This is a genomic window from Chryseobacterium sp. P1-3 (assembly GCF_000738495.1).
GTDB classification, from domain to species: domain Bacteria; phylum Bacteroidota; class Bacteroidia; order Flavobacteriales; family Weeksellaceae; genus Chryseobacterium; species Chryseobacterium gallinarum.
In genome coordinates, this window is the sequence record NZ_JPEQ01000007.1 from 664,632 (window position 1) to 687,669 (window position 23,038).

Annotated in this window: 13 protein-coding genes; 3 read left to right on the plus strand and 10 right to left on the minus strand. The window is 37.6% G+C overall.

What is annotated here, in order from left to right:
* Nucleotides 1-43 precede the first annotated feature (43 nt).
* Complete coding sequence (locus HX13_RS11680; RefSeq protein WP_050021201.1) at nucleotides 44-985, plus strand: tetratricopeptide repeat protein; 942 nt, start codon at nucleotides 44-46, stop codon at nucleotides 983-985.
* Nucleotides 986-1,327: 342 nt separating this feature from the next.
* Nucleotides 1,328-1,504 (plus strand): hypothetical protein, encoded by a 177-nt coding sequence (locus HX13_RS26365; RefSeq protein WP_410493123.1) that lies wholly within the window; start codon nucleotides 1,328-1,330, stop codon nucleotides 1,502-1,504.
* An 82-nt stretch (nucleotides 1,505-1,586) separates the two neighbouring features.
* Here HX13_RS26365 and HX13_RS11690 read toward each other — a convergent pair whose 3' ends face one another.
* Nucleotides 1,587-2,135, minus strand: a complete 549-nt coding sequence (locus HX13_RS11690) for an AAA family ATPase (RefSeq protein ID WP_050021203.1) — start codon at nucleotides 2,133-2,135, stop codon at nucleotides 1,587-1,589.
* A 359-nt stretch (nucleotides 2,136-2,494) separates the two neighbouring features.
* Between HX13_RS11690 and HX13_RS11695 the strand changes: the two genes are divergently transcribed.
* A complete protein-coding gene (locus tag HX13_RS11695) occupies nucleotides 2,495-3,271 on the plus strand; it encodes an MBL fold metallo-hydrolase (RefSeq protein ID WP_050021426.1) in 777 nt (258 codons plus the stop codon).
* A gap of 67 nt (nucleotides 3,272-3,338) precedes the next feature.
* Here HX13_RS11695 and putP read toward each other — a convergent pair whose 3' ends face one another.
* The 9 genes from putP to HX13_RS11740 form a co-directional block, all read right to left on the minus strand.
* Complete coding sequence (putP, locus tag HX13_RS11700) at nucleotides 3,339-4,835, minus strand: sodium/proline symporter PutP (protein ID WP_050021204.1); 1,497 nt, start codon at nucleotides 4,833-4,835, stop codon at nucleotides 3,339-3,341.
* A gap of 383 nt (nucleotides 4,836-5,218) precedes the next feature.
* Nucleotides 5,219-7,786 carry a M1 family aminopeptidase gene (locus tag HX13_RS11705; RefSeq protein ID WP_050021205.1) on the minus strand — a complete coding sequence of 856 codons (2,568 nt, stop codon included), beginning with the start codon at nucleotides 7,784-7,786 and terminating at the stop codon, nucleotides 5,219-5,221.
* Nucleotides 7,787-7,962: 176 nt separating this feature from the next.
* Entirely contained in the window at nucleotides 7,963-8,304 is a 342-nt protein-coding gene (locus HX13_RS11710) for a YciI family protein (RefSeq protein WP_050021206.1), read from the minus strand.
* Nucleotides 8,305-8,937: 633 nt separating this feature from the next.
* A complete protein-coding gene (locus HX13_RS11715; protein ID WP_050021207.1) occupies nucleotides 8,938-9,270 on the minus strand; it encodes a hypothetical protein in 333 nt (110 codons plus the stop codon).
* Between the two features lie 49 nt (nucleotides 9,271-9,319).
* Nucleotides 9,320-12,502 carry an RHS repeat domain-containing protein gene (locus HX13_RS11720; protein WP_050021208.1) on the minus strand — a complete coding sequence of 1,061 codons (3,183 nt, stop codon included), beginning with the start codon at nucleotides 12,500-12,502 and terminating at the stop codon, nucleotides 9,320-9,322.
* A complete protein-coding gene (locus HX13_RS11725; protein WP_128572372.1) occupies nucleotides 12,441-13,505 on the minus strand; it encodes a toxin TcdB middle/N-terminal domain-containing protein in 1,065 nt (354 codons plus the stop codon). Before HX13_RS11725 ends, HX13_RS11720 begins: the two co-directional genes overlap by 62 nt.
* A complete protein-coding gene (locus tag HX13_RS11730; RefSeq protein ID WP_050021210.1) occupies nucleotides 13,489-18,798 on the minus strand; it encodes a SpvB/TcaC N-terminal domain-containing protein in 5,310 nt (1,769 codons plus the stop codon). The genes HX13_RS11725 and HX13_RS11730 overlap by 17 nt, the downstream gene beginning before the upstream one ends.
* Nucleotides 18,799-18,806: 8 nt before the next feature.
* A complete protein-coding gene (locus HX13_RS11735) occupies nucleotides 18,807-20,777 on the minus strand; it encodes a T9SS type A sorting domain-containing protein (RefSeq protein WP_050021211.1) in 1,971 nt (656 codons plus the stop codon).
* An 11-nt stretch (nucleotides 20,778-20,788) separates the two neighbouring features.
* Nucleotides 20,789-23,035, minus strand: coding sequence for a S8/S53 family peptidase (locus HX13_RS11740; protein WP_050021212.1), 2,247 nt, complete (start codon nucleotides 23,033-23,035; stop codon nucleotides 20,789-20,791).
* Nucleotides 23,036-23,038: the final 3 nt, after the last annotated feature.

A 23,038-nucleotide genomic window follows, 5' to 3' on the forward strand; every position in this document is an offset into this window, starting at 1 on the left:
ACAAGATATAAAGGGACTAAGCCAGATCGCCTATTGTCAACTGATGGCCGGTAAATTATCTGATGCAGAAAAAAGCTATCTGAAAATTAATACCCTGCAACCTGATAACTTATCCACGTTATTTAGCCTGGCCGGCATCAATTCCAAACGGGGAAATGCGTTCAAAGCAAAATCATACCTTCAGCAAATCATTCAGCTGGATACTAATAACTTCAGCGCCTACAAACAACTTGCTGCTTATGAAGATACCTCTGAAGCCAAACTTAAGCTCCTTACAAAAGCCAATACCCTGAATGCCACTGATCCTGATGTGGCTTATGACCTGTCTATGGTTTACCGTGAACTCAGACAATACCAGCAGGCTTATGATGTATTAAAGACAGCTATTTCTGCTGATATGGAAAACTTCAGCCTGCAACAGGCCCAGTTACCATTGGCTAACCAATTGGGTAAATACTCCGAAGTTGTTGAAACAGGGGAAAGATTATTAAAAATCAATGCTGATCCCAATATCATCAATGAGCTGGGTCAGGCTTATTTCTATCTGAAAGACTATCAGAAATGCATTAATCTGTATACAACGCTGGAAGAACAGGGAGTACAAAATGAAGGAACTTTATATTATATGGCTTTAAGCTACCGCGAACTGAAAGATTATAATAAAGCTGCTCTCTATGCTCAAAAAACTATAGATGAAGCCATCTCTGATCACACTACGCTTTATTACGCAGCACTTGCAGGTATATATGAAGCTGAAAATAAATATAATGATGCGATAACAGCTTATAAAAGAGGTCTTACTTTTGGTCCAAGCAATATCATTTATTACCGTTTAGGACTTCTTTATGATATTAACCTCAAACAGCCTAAAAATGCGGTAAGCTATTATCAGCTCTACCTCAAAAACAAACCTGACCAGGAAAAAGAAAATGAACAGATTTCTTATGCCAAAAGCAGAATCACCTTTTTAACAGGAGTGAAATAGAATTACCATAAAGATTGATTTAATCCGTATATTAATCATTTTATAGTTCACTATGCTTTCATATTAAATATATGAGGCTAGCTATTGTCATTATCAATTGTGACAATGATAACTTCTAAGACATTTTATGACGGGCGTCACAAACAAAACCGGAAAAAACTTGTTAGCTTTACAAAAAAATAGTTATGAATAATACAGTTAACATAGCAGAAAAAATTTATTCAATACCTGAATGAAGAGAATTTTGAAAAGGCAGAAAGCTGTCTTGCTCCTGATTTTAAATTCAACGGGGTATTAGGCAGCAGAGAAGGTGCTTCCGTTTATATCAGTGATATGAAAAAAATGAAATTCAAATATGAAATTCTTCAGACCTTTACTTCGGGGGAAGACGTGTGCTTCTGGTATAATATCAATATGGGCGAAAAGATAATATTAACCTCAGGATGGTATGAAATTACTGATGGGAAAATTCATTCTTTAAAAGTTGTATTTGACCCAAGACCATTATTGAATGATTAGCCATCAAAATAGCAGTTTGCTTTGAAGGAACCTGGATATGCTCTTTTCAGGTACAATAATTATTGATCCAAAGCTCCGGGATTCAGCATCTTGTTTTAATAATATCAAGAATAAACCTGGCTCGTTGTTCGAGTTTAAGCCTGGGTACTTCAATGGTATTATAACCATATTCCTGATAGATCGCCAGCATACATTCAAACGTAGACATTGCTACTTCGAAGGTTTGCTTTCTTTCCGGATCATTTTCATAAATTTCTTTCCAGGGAGGGAGAATAAAAACATCATTATGATAGGCCATTCTGCGGGCTTTGAGTTCCATCACTTCAGGAACAGGGATTTTTTCCAGCCTCATATATCCTATCGTATCCAGTATCCCACGATCAAAAAAAATTGTTTTTCCATCTGGCATTTCACTCATTTTCTTGTAAGTCTCTACAGACGCTTCGAACATCAGTGCTGCAAATTTTTCTTTGTTCATCCATGGTAAAGCGTTTCCATCGATGCTCATTTGCTCTTTGATAATTCTCCGTCCTTCTTCAGGCACCGTGATAAAACCTTTTTTTTCAAGTTCAGTCAACAGGGTTGTTTTTCCTGCACCGGGGCCTCCGGTCATGATATATAATTCTGACATATTTTGTTTTATTATCTGCTAATTCTATTTGTTTTATCGAGAGCAATATTTTACATCGTGATACCTGTATGCCTCAGATTCTGAAAACCCGTCCTGCTGACAAGACAAGCTAGTATTGTCTGTTAAAGCTGATACAGCACTTTTCCCATCGTAACCGAGGCCTAATCCTGTACCCTGATTTTTAGCTTCGACCCCTTTTGAGAAAGGTTTATAAAAATAAAGATATAAAAAATTTAAATGTTCAAAACAGTATCAATACAAGTAAAGTTTATCAGGTATACTATTTTTTAATTTCCAAACCATCAGCACATTTACGTTTTATTGAGTATCTTGTTATGAAGTTTAACCAACATAAAAATATGAAAAGAATACATCATCTTAACTGTGTAAAGATTTCAATACCTATGAACAATGACGTTATCGGCCACTGTTTGCTGATTGAAGAAGATGATAACCTGCTGCTGATTGATACCGGAATTGGTGTCCAGGATGTAGAACATCCTAATGAAAGGCTTGGCGTTGAATTGATAGAAGCTGTAGGTTTTCAGCTGGATATGGAGCGGACAGCTTTCCATCAAATTCAGAAACTAGGACTAGATCCAGCCCACGTAAAAGATTGTGTTTTGAGCCATCTGGATCCTGATCATACAGGTGGATTGATCGATTTTCCTAATGCGACGGTACATGTTTCCACGGAAGAATTGATCAATTTTTACAGTGAAAATCCCCGCTATCTGCAAGGTCATCTTGCCCATCATCCTCTTGTTAAAGAGTATCCGGCTTCAGATCAGCATTGGTTTGGGCTGGAAGCAAGGAAAGTTGATGCTTCCTCAGAAACTGAAATCTTTTTAATTCCTTTATTCGGCCACACTTTAGGTCATTGTGGAGTTGCTATCCGATGGGAAGAAAAATGGATTTTATATGTAGGAGATGCCTATTATCTGAGAGCAGAACTAGAAGATGAACAACATCCTGCCGGAGAACTCGCAGCTTCCAGAGCAGATGACAACACAAGACGTCTGGAATCTCTGGTAAAAATAAAAAAACTCATTAATGAACATCCAGAGATAGAAGTTTTCGGATATCATGACCGGGAAGAGTTTTCAAAATATACTGTGAAAAGCCAGCTAGTATAGCTTAAAAATATAGGCTGTCTAACGTTTGAGACAGCCTATATTTTTTTTATTTAATCACATCATTTTTTTATTCCTGCATGATTTTTTTAACTTCATCAAATTCATTTTCGATGATTATATCAGGCTTATAGGTTGATAATGAAACAATAATGTTGGTCAGTAAAGATAAAACGAATCCCGGTATTATTTCATACCATTCTTTCAACGGATGCTGAAGGTAAACCCAGGCCAGTACCGTAATCCCACCTACCAGCATTCCGGCAAGGCCTCCCTGCCATGTTGTTTTTTTCCACAATAGGGATAGCAGGATCAATGGCCCGAATGCAGAACCGAAACCAGCCCAGGCATTCCCAACCAGATTAAGGATGCTATCTTTAGGATTCAATGATAAAAGGACAGCAATCACGGCAACCAATAAAACGGAGAGTCTGCTGGCAATCAATAGTTGCTTTGGAGTGGCTTTTTTGTTTAAAAAGGCTTTATAAATATCTTCCGTTAATGAGCTGGACGTTACCAGTAGTTGGGAAGAAATAGTACTCATTACAGCAGCTAAAATAGCAGTGAGCAGGAATCCCGCAATAAACGGATGAAATAAGATACGGGAGAAATAAATAAAGATAGTTTCTGCTTCCGTCTTCGATCCATCAAATTTCATCATGGTTTCCAGGTCAAATTTTTGCAGATAAGCAATTCCTACCAAACCAATAGCCAAAGCTCCGGCAACCGTAAAGATCATCCAAGTAATCCCGATTCTTCTTGCTTTCACAAGATCTTTTGGCTTATCAATCGCCATAAAACGCACCAAAATATGAGGCTGCCCACAGTACCCTAAGCCCCAGGCTAATAAAGACACAATACTCACAGTAGTGGTTCCCCGGAATAAATCCAGGTATTTAGGATCTTTTGCCTGGATTAATGAGAATGTTTCTCCAAAACCTCCAATCTGGGAAATGGCTACAAGCGGTACAATCACCAATGCCAGAACCATAATGGTTCCCTGTACAAAATCTGTAAGACTTACTGCCAGGAATCCTCCTAAAAAAGTATATAAAACTACCACTAAACTGGTTAGCAGCAACCCTACCGTATAATCCATTCCAAAAGCAGATTCAAACAGCTTTCCTCCGGATACCATACCAGCTGAAGTATAAAGGGTGAAAAACACCAGAATAAAAATAGAAGAAGTGATCTTCAGGAGATGATTTTTATTTTTAAATCTGTTTTCAAAAAACACGGGTAAGGTAATGGCATTCTGAGCAACTTCTGTATAAATTCTGAGCCTTGGTGCTACAATGATATAGTTGAGAAAAGCCCCTATCGTTAAGCCAATTGCAATCCACGAACTTGAAATCCCGGATAAATACATGGCTCCCGGAACTCCCATCAGCAACCATCCGCTCATATCAGCAGCACCTGCAGACAATGCCGTAACAGCAGCGCCCATCTTTCGTCCCCCTATTAAAAATTCTTCTGAATTACTTGTTGATTTTCTATAAGAATATATGCCTATACCTATCATTAGCAATAGATACAACCCCACAGAAATCCCTTCATATACTTGCATATCATTTTTTTTATGAAGCCGAAGATAGTTATTTTTTTAAAAATGGAAGAATGATGCACAGAAAGACTGTTATACGGCAAATACAACCTGTACTTCAAGGATGAATTTTCAGATTTTAGAAAACAAACACAATCGAAGATTTGATGAAGTCAAAGTTACAAAAGCCTTTGAACACTAAGTTTTTATTATCCGTAAACATCTGTGAAAATCATTGTCATCTGTGGTTAAAATTAAAACCACAAAAAGTTTTTTGAACAGTTTAGTATTTTAAGTTAAAAGCATTGAGTTGAAAAGAGCGCATAAGTTTAAAATCAGAATTTTTTTTATACTGCGAACAGAAATATTTCTGATCAGCTATGTTTATAAAACCTGCGGGAAATATTCTATTTCACCAAGTTTTGTGCTCTTCTCAGATTATCTGTAGCCTGCAAAATTTTATTCTTCAGAACGGCATTATAATCCGGATTCTGTGAAAGAAACTGATTCACAATATCAAGTGCTTTTGGGGTCTGATAGCTGCTAAACGTAGAACGAAGCCAATTATCCGGAAAGAAAATATCTCCTGTTTTTTGAATTTCCTGTAATACATCTAAAGTCTTCGGAAGATAATTAACAGAGGTCTGTTGCCTTAAAGGATGATGTAAATACCCCAATGCCGCCCCCACAGCAGATTCATTCACTCTGTTTTGTTTTTGCATAAGCCCATAAAAAAACTCGTCACGAACTTTTTGATCCGATGAAGCCGCCTGCATAATAATTTTAAAACGATTTACCCGGTCCGGATTTTTAATTCTGGTCAGTTGTTCTTGCAACAAATCATTATTATTGGTACTTCGTAGAGATAAAGAAAGCGCAAGGCTTGTAAAGTCCTCATCATTAAGAAATACATCTTGTGGCGGGGTTTGGGATTTCCAAATGGTAAACAGATTATCATATGCCTTTTGAGACTGGAAAATGTTTTGATAGCTATCAAATAAAATTTTCTTATTGTTCTTAGCTTTCTGTACCTGTAATGCTTCCCATAGCTTATTTTCTATATTTTCGGATTCTCTCAATCGCATATTTTCCGGTAAAAATTCCCAGTAAATAGTAGAAATATATCCGGTGATCAAACGAAGATTCAGCTCTGTATTTTCTTTTTGCAATTCTCCTGCAAAAAACTGAAATAATTCTAATGGGGAAACACCTGACCCCGCCAGCATATTTTCATACAACGAAATATAAGCACTTGCCCGGTTTACCGGATCTTTTATTACAGAAAAGTTGAGCATCATTGCTTTATCAATTCCAAACACTCCATACCCTGTTCCTGATGAGTTTTGCAGGATAAAAAGAGGTTTTGTTTTTCCTTTAAATGCTGATATTTCCTGGTGCTTTCCTGATAGCTTCACCTTCACTTTTTCTACTTTATCTGTGTAAAATAAGCTTATCTGAAACTCCTGTGGCCATACTTTCTGTTCTTTTCCGTACTCCGGATGTTGAGAGATGGTGAAACGGTCTATTGTATTGCCTTTATATTGTATATCGTAATCAATCACGGGTCTTCCGGGATCATTCACCCATACTTTATTCCAGCTTTGTAGGTCTTCCGGAGTATGTTGATCAAGGATTGTGATCAGGTCCGGCCACGTTGCATTGCTGTAAGCATATCTTTTAAGGTATTCACTTACTCCTTTTTTGAAATTTTCTTCTCCAATCAATAATTCCAGCTGACGCATCATAATCGGTGCCTTGTTGTAAATAATCGGACCGTACATCATTCCTGCATTTTTCAGGTTATCTAAAACCTGCCGGATAGGATTTGCACCTAATGTCCGGTCTACTCCATAAGCCGCCGGAAAGTGCGTCGTTAGAAACTTCAGGTCATATACGCTTTTATCTGCAGAAGCTCCGGTACTTTTATCTGCCATAAAATTGGCAAATACCTCTTTCATCCAGACATCGTTGAACCAATCCATGGTCACCATATCTCCAAACCAGAGATGGGCAACTTCGTGGGCAATAAGATTGGAACGGTTATTCAATTGATTTTGGGTAGCATTCTGGTCTAAAAACAAGGTAGAATTTTGAAATAAAATGGCTCCGGGATGTTCCATTCCACCGAATTGAAAATCGGGAATGACCACCATTCCATGTTTTTGAAAAGGATGCTTAATACCTGTCCATTTTTCATAATAATCAAGAGAATTCCGGTACAGGGTGTAAATGGAATCCATACTGCTTTTAATTTTCACAGAATCGGTTTCACGGTATAACATTCTGGAATCCTGTTCACTGATTTTCTCTGTAAAGTTTTTAAAATCCCCGGCAGCAAAAGAAAACAGATAGGTAGGAATAAGATCTGATTGGTTAAACTGCAGCGTTTTTTCCCCCTGTTGTACAGTAGTTTCTTTCAGTTTTCCATTGGCTATAGCGCTCCATTTTTCAGGAATAGTTAAGGTTAAAGAATACTTCGCTTTCAGGTTAGGCTGATCAAAACATGGGAACATAGTTCGTGCACGATCCGGCACAAATAAGGCATACAGGTATCCGTCACGTCTGTTAAGAGCACCGTTTCCGGCAAGAAAGGTAAAATGAATTTGATTGGCTCCTGATTTCAGGTATTTTGCATCAATAATCACATGTTCATTTTCCATAACAGGTTGTATGGACTGTCCGTTTACAGATACAGCCATTAAAGAAGAGGGTTCTTCTTTAAAATCGATCTGTAACGGGGCATCATTTTGCTTTTTATAGTTGAAGGATAACATCTCTGTTCCTGCAATCCTTTCCGATTTGTTTTCCGGAATTTTCAGGTTGAGCTCATATATAATTTCACTTAATGTATTCTTTCGAAACTGGGCCAGATCATAAGAAACTCCGGCTTCCAGTTTTGGTAAAGATTTCATTTGTGCATGATACCCTGTATTGAAAACAACTAAAAATAATGTGAGTATACCTGTTTTTTTCATAGATCAAATATAAGGATTGAAATTATATAAACAGTGTAGAAATATCCCTTCGTATCGAAGAAAAATTCGATATATTCCATCTTTTCTCGCAGATTTTCAGATTCAGCAGATTTTTTTTACGTAATCCCCACTGATTGTATATAATTAATTGTAATGCTCATCCTTCAAAGACTTTTTTAATCCTGATTTTGCAGTTCTCTGATTTCTGCATAACCATCAAACTCGTAAATAGGACAGGTTTTCATTATTTCTACCGCTTCATCAAAACCAGTACACTTCAGCAGCAAATACCCTCCAACGATTTCATTATGATTCTTATAAATTTCATTTGACACTGTATTTCCATCTTTTATAATTCTTCCTTCTAAGGTCAATCCACTCCCTCCTTCCAGCTTTCCCTTTTGTCCCCAGGTTGAAAACCAGTTCTTCCAATTTTCCTGATGAACTTTAATGTCATCTTCAGAATGCTGTATTGACCTACCATCAGGTTCTCTGAATAATACGATAAACTTTTTCATTGTTTTATATTTTAAATTTGGATTAATATGCCGCGGCAAAGCTTGTAAAAGCTTCTTTTTTCATGAAACTTGTATTTTCTGCACATATTATAAAATTAAAAGAATTAGATTAAATAACAAAAACCTTACTGTTGCAAGGATTTTATTCTTATTCTGAGCACTAGCAAGATACTCGACATATAAGACAAGCTTATACTAAAAACCACCGCCAAAAGCAGTGGTTTTTTCTTTTATCTGGCACACGAGCTAGAAGCTCGCGGCAGCGGAGGTTATATTACTTATTAAAAAAAACATTATTATTAAACATAACCACTACAAATTATAGTGGCTATGTTTTTGTTATTGCTCAAAGTCAAAGACTTTGGGCAGCGGGAATTATCACTTAATTATTTCTAAAAAATTCTAGCATTGTTGTTATCAGTATAAACCCAAGCGTTGCAAGATATCCCATAAATGCTACATAAGTACTTTTCTTGTAAAGATTAAAATATTTAATATTAATAATAAAACCAATGATATTTAAAATAACCAAAACAGAAAGTAATATTTTTTTTTCCGAAAAAGTCATTTCCTAATATCCAATAATAAAAGAAAATACCTAATAAAATAATTAAGCCTGAGAATAATTCAATTTTATTTTTTTTCATCATTATTATTTGATTTAGCCTGTTCTAAAACTTTTTCCATAGCTGCCGCCCATACTTTAAATTGCTTTTCAGCCTTACTATTTTTAATTTTCCCTAGTATACCTGCCATTTTATCAACACCTATTTCTTTTACCCAATCCATTCCTATTTCTTTTAATTTACTAGAATCATTAACCTGATAGGCCTCATATGCATATAATAAACTATTTGCAGCTTTAAAACTTTTAGCAATCGTACCTAAAGTAGCCGATACTTTAGTTTTATTAAGCATTTCTAAAAATAGAGAAGAGTCTCCTCCAAATGATGCAACGTTATTCATACTATCATATGCATTATAATGAGCCTGCAAAGCATCATAATCATAATTATTAGAATAATTTTTTTTGTAAATCAGCTGTTGAATTTTGTCCTGCTAATTTAACAGCAGACTTACCTCCTTTTGGAAAAACCGTATACTCATATTCAATTGCTCCTGTAAAGTTTCGTTCACTTCTAGATGTTTCATACTCATTCGTTTTTTGTATTCTATATCTATTAGCTTGCCCTTCCCATAACACAGTTTTTTGAACAATTAATACTTTATGATATCTTACCCCATCTACAACCGTCACTTGTTTTCCATCAGGATCTATGTAAATAATTGGATTTTGATATGTGTAAATATATGGATTATTATTTCCAGAATTATATACTCCTCCATTATGCTGCCCATCAATATAAGCCTGATCATTCATAAACGGATTATATTCCGCCAACGGATCTACATTCAGCCACAAGCTAACTCTCGGATTATAATACCTCGCTCCATAATAGTAATATCCTGTTTCATCATCTTGCTCCTTACCATTAAACTTGTAAGGCGTGTTGTAAGAATTCTTATGGTTTTCTACAAATACCTCTCCGCTTGGGAAATACTCGATATTTTGGGTTACTTCTCCATCTAAACCGGTAATAAATGAACTGCTGCCTAAGTGATCAGGGTGATACCAATAAGTATCTTTCTCTTCCACTCCTGTATACGAAGGTACACAATTTTCTGTATATCCTGCATTTTGTCCGTAATTAGGGGGTGGTGTAATGCCGTTCGCTGCCATAATGGCTAAACTTGCTGCAGTATTGGCTTCCAGTTTTTCTTTGGCTACTACTTTTTCATTGATGGAAGACGCTCCAGTTCCGTAAGGAATGATTAACCATGCACAGTTAAATAATCCTACATCTTTTCCTTTCCCTAGCTTGCTGTTAATACGCTGGCTACCCGCATAATAATGCTTGGTATAAGAAAGTTCATATTTCTGGGTCTGGGTGTTGAAGATTAGTCTTGCGACAGCCATTCCGTTAGGGTACAAGCTATAATCATTTTTGGTGATCGTTTGAGAAGTTCCGTTAGATCCTGTGATCACTGCTGTAGAAAGAACATTTTTAATAATTCTTTCCCCTCCCGCATCATACGTATAGATCGCTGAACCGTCTACTTCCGGAGTGGAAGGATTGGTATCTACAAAACGCATACGGTTTTCCTCATCCCATAAGTACTTGGTTTTTGGTTCTGTTACGGTACAGGTTTGTTGTGCAATTGCCGTAGGGTTTCCTTTTTTATCATACGTATAGTTCTGGAACTTCACTTGTGGATTGTTAACGTCACAACATAGTGCCCCCGGTACATTAGGCTCATCTACAATTGTTGTCGGAGCATGTGGTTTTGTTCCTTCATACCGGTAATTTAAACGATAAGAAGTAGCTTCAATGTTATTCCAGACTGTTCCGGTACTGCCCATGGCTCTTTCATGCTTCTGGGTTTTACTCATCACATTATGCATATTATCGTAGGCCATTGTAACCGTATAACGCTGACGCTCTTCCTGGCCTTGTGGATTCATACCACGCCAGTTACCACTTGCAGAGGTTAATCTGTATAAATCATCATACCCATAGGCATGGTTGGTACCTCCTCCTAATAATCCGGCCTGTGCCACAGGAGCATTATTATGGATTTGTAATACATTGCTCACTACATCATATTGATAGAGGTTTTTCATGAAGTAACGATTCGTAGGAGTCTGGGCATTCAGCTTCAGTAGCCTTCTTCTCTTCGTTTCGTATTCATAGCTGGTTGTGGTTCCGTTTCCGTATTTCAGGAATACCCTCTGGTCAAATTTATCATAGCCTAATTCATTGATGATATTTCTGGCAAATCCATCTTTTATGGAAGCCATACTCTTAAGGTTTCCGGCCAGGTTATAATTGTACGTTACTTTTTCTCCATCCGGATAGGTAATCGTTTTCACACGGTTCCATGTATCGTATTCCCATTCGGTACCGAACCAGTATACTCCTGCTCCCGGAGCTGCTATAGAACGACGCTGATGGGTCAATTCACCTAATCTTCCGTATTTCAGGTATTGGGTACCGGTAGCATCAGTCTGATACCATAGTCTACCCACCGCATTATTATCCATTGCTGAGGCATCCATCGCCTGACCATAATAATATTTCACATTATTTTCAGGATATTTTGGATAATTAATTGCTTTTAAACGTTTGTAATCATACTCATAGGTAGCTGTTTCATTTTCCGCGTTGGTTCTGGAAGTCATATTGCTTGCAGGGTCATAGGCGAAAGTTGAAGTACCGTTGTCCGGATGGGTCATGGAAGTCCTTCTTCCGAGATCATCATAAATACTGGTGGTCAGGTTATTCTGTACATCTCTTACTTTCAATAATTCTCCAATGGCATCATGGGTAAAGCTGGTAAAGATATCCCCGGTATTGGATGGCTCATGTACTGTTGTTGTACGGCCTTTAATGTCCGTATACGTAGTTTTGATGGTTCCTAATTCATCTGTCATCATGGTACGGAACATCTTTCTTCCTTCACGGTCATTTCCAAAGCCATACTCTACTTCAGAAATCAGGTCTTCATCCGGTAGTTTAGTCGTAAGTACCCTATCCAATACGTCGTATGTATTAATTGTAGGAACAACTGTATCTACGGTAGGATCATAAACATATGGTGCTCCCGTTGTTTCTGTCGGGTAATAAGTTTTCAATGCTCTGCCAAATGCATCCTGCTCTACTTTTCCGGATACTACATATCGAAGCCCTTTTTGGTAAATTTCTGCTGATTTCTTCACTTGTATTGGATTCCCCAAACCATCTGACAGGCTTACTGTATTGATCGTGTTGTTGGCATTATCCGGGTCATAATGACGGGTACTCGCATAAGATACTACGGCATTATTACTTGGCGCAAAGGTTACAGGCTGATAATCAAACTGTATCGTCCACGGAATGTCATTAAACAATTCATAAGGCCCTGTAATTTCAGTAGTTCTTCCCGCTGCATCATATGCATATTGCGTTGGCTGTAAATTCATGTCTTCAGTAAAGACAGGCACTCCGAACCGGAAATCATATTCCGATTTGCTGCTGTACCCGAAAGCATCTTTTACCACTGTCGGATATGTTGCTACATTGGTATCATAAGTATATTCATGGAAGAAACGTTGTCCCTGATAATTGGCAGGACCAGTTGCTTTTTTTAATATTTCCATAGATATCATACTCATAACTGTTGACAGGATTTCCAGGTCCTATCATTGTAATGGCTGTAACATTACCTTTACCGTCATACTGAGCCGTTCTTTCTCTTACTACCCCTGTGGCGGTTGATTTCACCTTAGTAGGTAGTATAAGGTAGTTGGAGGCATTATCAGTAATCTGGTATTGAATTTCTGTTGTTAATTCGTCTGTGCTTCCAATCTTCTCATCTCCTTTATCAAAATATCCTGTTAAATTCGCATAGTTATCGAATGTGACATTTTGAGTGAAGGTGGATTTACCTGCTGTGCTTTGTCCTTCGTAAAAGTTGGACATCGTTTTAACCGAAGCTATAAAGTAGGCATAATTTTGCAAACTTTTTTCTGCATCGCCTTTGAAAAGATTAGTTTCCGGTGTATTGGTGTTATTGATGAAGCGTACAGAATAGTCATTAATCTTCTCCGTCCATTTATTTCCCGCAGCATCATACAATACCTCAGACAATAAAGCTCCTTTTAAAAAGTATGAATTATTGTTAAAAGTCTGTAATGTATAACGGTATATTTCAGTAGCCGCAGCTCCTCCGTTTCCTGTATTGATTTGGTTGGTTCTTACTTTCTCAAATCCATAAAAGGCTCTTTCCCTTCTGCTGTGGTAAGGGTTTTCATAAGTAACTGTAATTTTAGAAAAATCAGGTTTAAACTGACTATCCCCAGTAAATCCGTCATAAGAAACTACAGAAGACATTACCCATTTATTTTGAGGAAGCTCGTAGGTATTTCCTGCCCTTTCATAGGAAACTTCCCAAGATCCTCCCATTGGAGTCGTTACTTTCTTAAGGAGATTCGTAGTCCCTATTGTGGAATATTGTACCAGTGCGCTCGTATTGCTAAAGTTACCGTCTCCATCCGCCTGTGATTTTAATAAATCCGGGAAACCATCTCCATTTAAATCTAATATTTGCTGCTTAACGTTACTATCTCCTTCTCCAAAGCTTGTACTAGGGTTTATAGAAATTTTTTAGTGAATTTCCGGTAGTTCCAAGAGGAATGAGGATAGATGCTGTAAATCCGACATTCATATTAAATCCACGGGAAACATCCTGTTGAATATTGGATGAGGCGTTCCATGGTATGGAAACAAATTTATTTCCTGTATTAATCTGTACACTCAGGTTTCCGCCTGAATTGGTTACCAAATCTGCCAAACCATCATTATTGATATCGATCAGGGATGTTTTCTGATCAGTAAACGTTTCAGATTTTCCTGCTCCAAAAGCAATACTTCCGTTAAACATATTGACACCCTTCGGTAAACCACTTGTTACCGTACCTCCAATAGATGCTCCCGCACCAAGATTCGTTGAAGTGGTGGTTCCATTTCTGAAATTACCATATGAAAGGCTTTCAGCCGGAGCATAAGAATACCCTAAGTTCAGCTGAACCTGCCCGTCATTCGCTACTTTATCCAATAACCCGTCTCCATTAATGTCAATATAACTGTAATTAGAGAAATCTGTTCCATCAGATGTTCCCGCTGAAAAATTAAATCCTGGCTCAACGGCTTTCAAGGCATTTTTATTACTGGATTCATTAGATTTTCCAGACAAAGGATAGCTTTGACCAACTCCTACCCCTGTATTTTTATGATTGGTTCTATGTGGATTATCGTTTGCTCCCGGCAAAGTATTTCCGGAAAGCATACCAATCATGTTGGTATATTGAATATTATTTCCACTTAAGACATCGGGATACCCATCGCCATTCATATCAAAATAATCAAGAGTGTTGATCGTTTCACCTGAAGACGTTGTTTTATTCAATGAGAAAACAGAGAAACCTCCCGAAATCCCGCCATTCTTATTAGTGGTTTTCGATTGCTTCACAGGAGCATTAAAAACTCCCGGAGTATTCGCAGATGTACCTTGTGAAAGCACGCTCATATCATTCATTCCCATTCGTGATGAAGAAATCTCTGATCCTTGTACGTAAGTCGTTTTACTCATTCCAATATACCTCTGAACATAGTCGGTATTACTTGGAGTATTGAAATCTCTTCCGTTATAAGCATTCATCATGATGAAAAGCCTGGAATTCAAAGGTGTAGAATCGTTCTCATCACTAGGAGGAACTAATTTACCAGGATCTATAGGCTGACTTCCATAATCTGGTAGCTGATCCTGTAGTTGGCTACAAGCAGTAGGTAATGTACCATATCCTCCATGGTAAATAAATTGCCCCCAGCTTCTGTACATTGCTCCAAATCTTCCATTATCAGTGGACAAATCTGTACTGGAACCTTCTTTGTATATTTTATCAGTATCTTTTCCATAGACATTGATACCATGGGTTTCAAATACGGTAGGAGCAGCAGGATTCACATTCACAGATTCACGAATTTCCACCTCCATATTAGGAATTGCTCCATCCAATCCGGCGTCAGAAGCTAAGTCCGTATAACATTCAACATAATAATCATTCCAACGTATGATCGGCTGAGAAATAGAAAGCTCCTGCATAGAATTCACACTGCCTGTCCAATTGATCGTAGTAATAATTGGATCTACAAAGTTTCCACGCTGCATTACCCTATTTCTTACGATATAAGTATATCTTCCGGCTGGTTTACCTGTTAACTTTGCATAGAGTGAATAATTTCCGTCACGACCACGCATGTCAATCCATGGCTTAAATGTAGCCGTTGTATTGTTTCTTAAATTATAAAACTGGAAATCCGGAATGATAGGAAGCTCTATATCACTTCCTTCATAATTGATGGTCAATTTTAAATTATTAAATTTTAAATTCTCCCATTTCTCATTCAAATTAGATTGTACCTGGAAATATACAATATCATTCTCCGTCAAAGCCCCGGTATTCAATTGAAGGGTTTGATTTCCTGTAGTTGTATATGGATACTGCTGGCTTCCTATTGTTGTTACCGTACCATCTGATTGTTTTTTTACAATTTTAACGGTAATATCTTGTACTGTCAGAGGTTTATTAAAAGTTCCCGTAATAGTACCGGAAGCAACATTCACAGGAACACCTGTACCATTTTTACTGCTTACCAAGCTCACATTATCTAATTGTCCCAAAGGAGTTTCTGATGAATCTCTGTACCAGTCTGAAAGAGCTCCCGGATAGGGATATGAGATAGGAGTTGAAAGATAAGAAATCCCAGCAACCATTTCAACAAGATCGCCGACACCATTATCCCTTGAGTTTACTCTGAAATAAATATAATCCCCTTGTTTTACCTGTAATGAAGTTGTAGTGATATTAGCCCTTGCTGTACCCGTAAGGACCGTGAATGGTGTAAGGAAGCTTGAAGTGTTAGTCTCCGGCTTAAAGTGTTGTACACTTACTTTTACACCATCCGGACTTGATGAAGGATTTTTTAGCTGCATCCAACCGGATATTCCAATCATTCCGTCAAACGGTGCCCTCCAGACTTTAACAACATCATGCAATGGAGAGTTTTTATAATCTTCCAATACCTCATTACAATCTACAGCAGGTGTACTTATTGCTGCACCTTTCGTAATGGGATTGGGAGTTAATGAAACATCTGTACTGTACTTTAAAACTCCATTTTCTACTCTTCCGAAGTAAACCTGCCCGTTACTTACAATATCCTGAATCCCATCACTGTTGGCATCTGTAAAGTAATTATAAGTCAGATCTTTTGTTTTGGATGTTCCACCTGAAGCTCCTGCCTGAAAAAGGATTGAAGCTGTTGCTTGTAAACCGAAACTATTCGTATAACTTTTTGAATAAGAAAACGATTTTGAATTTTCCGGAGTTAATAAATTACTACCAAATGCACCTGTATCCGGACCTTTTTTTCTGTATTTAAAAGTAGTATCCGGAGAATTCCATTCATTTTTCAGAATCTTATCAGGCAGTCCGTCACCATCCACATCTGTGATAGTCAATCTTCCTCCACCTTCTCCTTCAGTATACTGATAATCTCCTCCAAGAGTTGCACTTTTAGTAATTGGATTATACGCTTGAGTATCTCCTACTTTTGCAAGACCAAATGTAAGAGCTCCACCAACCGTACTATTTTTTGAATCACCATGTCCCAATAATGAAGAACTCTTGATTCCTGCATCGTTAGCCACACCGTCTATGGTGGTTTCCGGTGCATACTGGGATGTTTCAATGTTGTTAAAATACTCTATTCTATTCGTATAAAACTCAGCGCCTTCTGCATTTTTTTCGGTAATACTTTCAAGCAATGTTTTATAGAAAGCTCCTTCTTTATATATAAAATCATAACTTCTTATTGGCTCTCCTCCATAAGTTATTTCAATTTTATTTAATTTTTTAGAAGTTACCTGAAGAAAACCCAGACGGCCATTAATCTGTACATCAGATCTTCCTGCAACTGTTTCAAATACTATTTTATAATTTTTAGGTGGATTTTGTGTATTATGTAAAGTATAATTGATTTCTTTAATATACATTTCCTGCCCTCCATTACCCGGACTTCCCTGATAAACTCTGTCATCCGTATTATAGTGATAGTCTACATAATTCCCATTGGTATCAATAGTTCTGAAAAGTGCCCAATGTCCAATATTACGGGTATCTTTCTGTCTTAACACTGCATTTTCCACTATTGCAGTGCCATCACCTCCAAAAAGGTTTCTGGTACCGTCTTTACTAATTACTTCCCACCAATAATTGGATGGGTTGCTTCCATGTCTGATGATTTTGTTATAAGCCCCTTCTATTCTTGGGTAGAATTGTCGTTCTGCCGTCCTGTCTTTATCAAAACCTTCTGTACGATTGGGTAATACAAATTTATCTCCGTCCTTAAAGGTCAACTGTTCCCCTCCAAAAGAATAGATTTCAGTTTCCTTGGCACTATCATATCTTGGTACCCCCCATCTGGTATCAATGCTAATGGCAGGAATAGAGAGGTCCCAGCCTAATCCCATCCATCCATTACCTCCTTCACTGTTATAACTGACAGATAATGAGGGCTGCATTCCTTGTCTACCGGCAGGAAGCTTAATAGGGAAGCTCGTATTTACCGTTCCCATACTGTTAGGAGAAGGTGCTCCTATACTTACAATTCCTGTAGATGGATCGGCAGCTTTAATATCTTTTATGGAATTAGGCGCATAGTTCCCGGTTTCCGGAGATTCCGGAACCTTGATGATTCCTGCAACCATATCTGTAAAATGCGTTGTTTTGGAAACCAAAATCTGCTTTTCAGTCATTAAAGAATCCTTTTCTAACGCCATCCATTTTTTCTGAATATCATCAAAATAAAAAGCTTTGATATCCTGTTCTGTATATCCTGTAGGAATTTTAGACTTATCATACGCCATTGTTACTTTCGCAGGAATACTGAAATGCTCTCCATGCGGAAGAAAACGATAAGCAAAATGTTCTTTGGTTACATTCACGAACTCTGGCGTTGTAGCCGGAATATCAATATCCCTCAAAGGTGTTACCGAAAAATTCTGTGAAGTTTTCAGAATTCCTTTATTGACTTCAAGGCCTGCTCCTTCCCAATGCAATTCTCCGGCTTCCCCGGCTGCTATATTTTTGATCAATGCAGAAACTACCGTTTTCTCCGGTTTGTAGGATGAAGGAATTGCCTTATCAACTCTGATACGGACATTACGGACTTTGTAGGTATAATCTGCTTCAGAAGGAATGGTAAAAGTAATTTTGTTTTTACCTTGAAGAATTGCAGAAGTTGATAATGCTTCCGAATGGAAAGTCCATTGGTTGTTTTTTTCGACAGCATTACCTCCGGTAGCCAATTCATCATTGATGTATTTGCTTACTCCGGAGGAATGAGTCACTCCATACAATTCATATTCCAGCCAGGCGGAAGAATTTGATTTTACTGCATTATCAACGATTACGGTAAAGATATTATCATACACCTGGTCTATAGGATGGGCTTCATCTTTACCAATAACACCTTGTTTTATATCTGAAATATAATATCTGGAGCTGTTTGTATGGCTGGTATTAAATGTTGTTCTCTCAATGTTAATACTTTTTGAAACTCCTTCAGATTGAGATGCAACTTTCTCTTTATTATCTGACACTTCTGGTGAAGGTTCTGATGCATCGGCTAAATTCTTTTCAACTGAAGAAAAGGTAAATTTAGAATCTTTTGCGGCTATACTTTTATACTCCTTACCTTCCGGTTGCCTCTCTTCTTTCGTCAGGAAAAGATGATTGGCCTGGGCATGTATCTGCGACCATGAGATAAGAAAGATAAAAGAATTAACCAGCTTCTTCTGTTTTCTGATTATGTTAAATAAAGATGTCTTCATAGTCGTTACTAATTAATGATTAGTTTAAAAGTTTTTTTCTGGGTAGTGGTTTCCACGATTACGATATATGTTCCTCCCACAAGAAGCGAATCCTTAATTTCATAGAATGATTTGCCGGATTCTTTTCTTTCTTTAGCCAGTCTTCCGGACATATCCAGGATTTTGACATAAATATCTTCTGCTTTTGACAGACGGGCACGAATCGTAAAACTTTCTCCGGCACGTGTAGGATTAGGGAAAATAGTAATACCGTTCTCTGATGATTGGGTTACGGTCACTTTACTTATTCTCACACAGCCATCAGAAGTGGTTGCCTTAATGGTATATTCTCCCGGTTCATAGAGCTTAACATCAGGACGCGTGCTTGTAAATCCGTTATCTGAAGTCCATTGATAATGAGTTCCCCTGTTATCAATATTTTTGGAAGCATCGAGTTCAATATATCCATTTTGAGGAAGTACATAACTTTCAGCTAAACTATTATGAACGGAGCCAAAGTTGTTGATCTCAAAACTAAAGCGCGAAGAAGTATTGGCTTTATCCAAAATTTCCATTGTATAACTTCCTGTTGCAAGATTATTGAAATCTACCTTTGAGCTTTGAGAAGTCTGATTCTGTACCAGTACATTATCTTTGGTAAGATTAATTTTATAAGGTCCCGTGCCCCCTTGAATATTAAGTTTTAAAGCACCAAAATTATTATTACAACTGGCTTGTATGATTTCTTTTGAGAACAATAATTTTGAACCTAAAGCAAAAGTAAACACATCCGTTCCCGAAAAATCTTTATCAAATACAATATCTTTGAAATGAGCAAATCCTTTATCATCTATCGACCCTACCGGATAAGTTTCAAGATCTGTACTATTGAAATCTCCCTTTCCGGATCTGTCGATCACTAGTGATAGTTTTTTTCCTTCAGGAATCAAAGGAATAATATCCTTGATGTAGAAAACAACTTCTGTGGGAAAAGCCTCTTCTTTCTTTTCAGCGGATAAACGGATTTTCCATTTCCTTTTTAAAAGCTGCTGTCCTAATACTTCCTGATCAAGCACTAAACCATCCCGGCTGTTTCCCCAAATCAGAAATGTCTGATCAGGCAACTGTGCCGTATTGGTTTTATTACTCACAGCCAATTCTTTACTGGCGATAATTAAGCGTTTATTTTCAGAAGTACTGGTAGATTGTTTCTGATAAAGCCCCGAATATTGATCTATACCGATCCCCGCTATATTTTCAGGGTAATCTGTATAGTCTTCTTTTTTCCATACTTTTTTACTTTTAGAGCTCAGATATTCAGTCATAGGTATGGTAATTCCGTATTTTATGGCTAAATAAGAATTAACCCTGTCTCTTTCATTCTGAGTTAAAATTTTACGGTAAATAAAGAATTCCGGTAATTTTCCTTTGAAAGCAGCCCAATTTCTTGTTCCTGCATCTTTTCCGATATAAATATTGCTTTTTCCTGAACTTCCCAACACATATCCTATTTTCTGAGAGGGTACATCAAATTTGGAATACATACTTAAAGAAGCTGTGCTATCTAGCTTTCCAGGTTCTATATCATTAATTTGCTCGTTGTTATACCTGAAAACGTTGGCTGTACTGTAGTACATTTCCTTTTCTCCTGAAAAATCCGTAGAAAGCAGAGCACTTTCCCTATTCGTATTTTTATTCTGATAAATCATGAACAGGTTGACCTTGTTCAGGGTTTCCATCACGTAAGGGATTTTCAGAAAATTAGAAGTCCCGTCAAAATCCAGCGCATCATTATAATTCAGTAAGCTGTACCGGGGTTTATTCTTTTCTGCCTCAGCTGATATAGCATGTTGATTACTACTATAATCCGTATACAACAGTGTTGTTGTTCGCCCTGCATCAGATTTCAGCCAGAGGCTTACTTCTCCTACTCCACCGGGACTTTGGGAAAACGCCAGGGAACTGAAAGAAAGAAAGATGATTCTATGCAAATAATTCATGGTCTTTTTTTTTATTTAATGATTAGTTTTTTACCGGTTTTCTGAGTTGCCGTTTCTACATACAGGATATATGCTCCACTTGGCAACCCTCTTACATTTAATGTTTTCATAAACTCTCCGCCAGGGAAATCCTGGGAACTTTCCTGACGCAATACTTCTTTACCTGATACATCATATAAGGTCATCACAACTTTAGAAGTCTTTCCTAGTCTGAATTTCACATTCACTTCTTCATGAGCGGGATTAGGATACAGCATAATCTCATCCTGCTTATCAATCTCCATTTGTTTTGCAGGAACAGATGCTGTGATCTTATTGGCTGTTCTGGCCAATGATTGTGCTTTATAGAGTAAAGGAAGGCTGATATTGCCACAATCCGGATCAATATAAGCTAAGAAGTCTGCTCCCGGTTCTGTTTCAAATCCTACTGTTTTATTACCTCCTGATGCATCAGATAATAATTCTACGGACTTAGCGGCCTTATAAGTAACTTTTGCTGTACTCTTAATAACATTGGACGCTTTAATTTCTTTAGCGGTTCCTACAAAATTAGGGGCATCAATATTGTCTTTTTCTCTTACCAATACATACAAATCATCGGAATAACAAAAAGATACTCCTGAAAGGATCAGAGAAAAGTTCTGATTTCCTTGCTGAAGAGTTCCCTTATGTTTAATGATCACCTGATAGAGTCCGTCAGGATTTTCAATTTCCACTTTCTCAATATTATCTACTGAATTGGCTGAATTTCGCGTTGCTACAGCAGTATAGTTATTAATTCCTCCCAGCTTCCAGGGATAAAAAGTTTGTGCATTCCCGGCATCATCTTTTTTAACGATGGTAATATCCAAGTCATTAATTAATGCTTTAGCTTCATCATCTGTAACTGTATTTCCAAGGTTCCCGGCAGGATCTGTCCATGCTAAAGTAGCTACCAGTGGTTGTTGATCGGCTTTTGTTGCAACAACATATAACCGATACTCCTGGCCATTAGCTAAACTTTCTTCTTTAACTAAAGTACTTTTGTTATTACTATAGATCAATTGTGCTGCTCTCTCCGTATCCATCAGTCCCCAACCATAGATATAATCAGGTCCCAAAGCGCCTTTATCATTCGCTGTATGGGCGAGAATTGCTCTCACGGAAGACGACCACATATAATTAGGATTAAGGGTTTTCCAATATTGTTGGAGTAACGTAATTCCTCCGGTTACAGAAGCAGATGCGGAAGAAGTTCCATTATAATAGCCATAAGCAGAATTATACGTTTCTATAGAAGAATATACATTTTCTCCCTGAGCGGCAATATCCGGTTTAATTCTCCCATCATCGGTTGGCCCATAGCTACTGAAAGAAGAAATACTAAAGTCGGAATCCCCATTAGGATTACTATTTTCATTGACTGAAGTAACGACCAACACATTTTTGGCAATTCCTCCTCCTTCTAACAGGTCGTAGCCTTGTTTTGCAGCGACCTGAGGGGCAATAGCAGGATCAATACTCCGGGCATTTCCCACTGCTTTCACAATCTGAAAATAAGGAGCATTATACATAATATTATCCCATTCCTTTGCTGTTGTATTATACTTTCCGAACTGATATGTTTGTAAGTATATCGGATCAAATCCGTAGCTGTTATTCGCAACGAGCATACCTCCTAAAGCTTCTACTGTCATTTCTGCTGTATCATTCACCCAGTCATAGGCTTTAGAAGTAGCATCATAGGCAATACCGGTAGCATTAGGATTGCTCGTATTATTACCAATCAATGTACCGGCGATATGGGTACTGTGACGGGAAATAGTTTGATTTTGATTGGTATTATAAGTAATCTTTCCTGTCAATAGCTGGTGATTAAGTCTTGGTTTAGAATAATCCCATTGACCAATGATCATTCCCTGTCCGGAAATACTCAACCCCAATCCCTGCCCTGAGTAGAATTTATTGGCTTTAATCCGTTTGGAGGGATTAGCATTTAATGTTGTGTAATACATCGGGCGCCCTTGTTCATCTTCATTAATTAATTGCTTCACATTCTCCCCTTCTACAATAATTTCTTTAAATCCTTTGGATTTCAACCGGCTCACTGCCTGCTCTCTCTGTACAGACTGTCTTTCCTGTGCAGCGAGAATATTTCGCAGAGCAGCTTTCTTTTCAACAGGGAAATCCTTCTCACTTATTTGTGCTGTGACATTTGAATACTGAAAAAACAATATGGCAATGCCCAGGCTATATTTATAGGTTACTGCTGATTTCATATT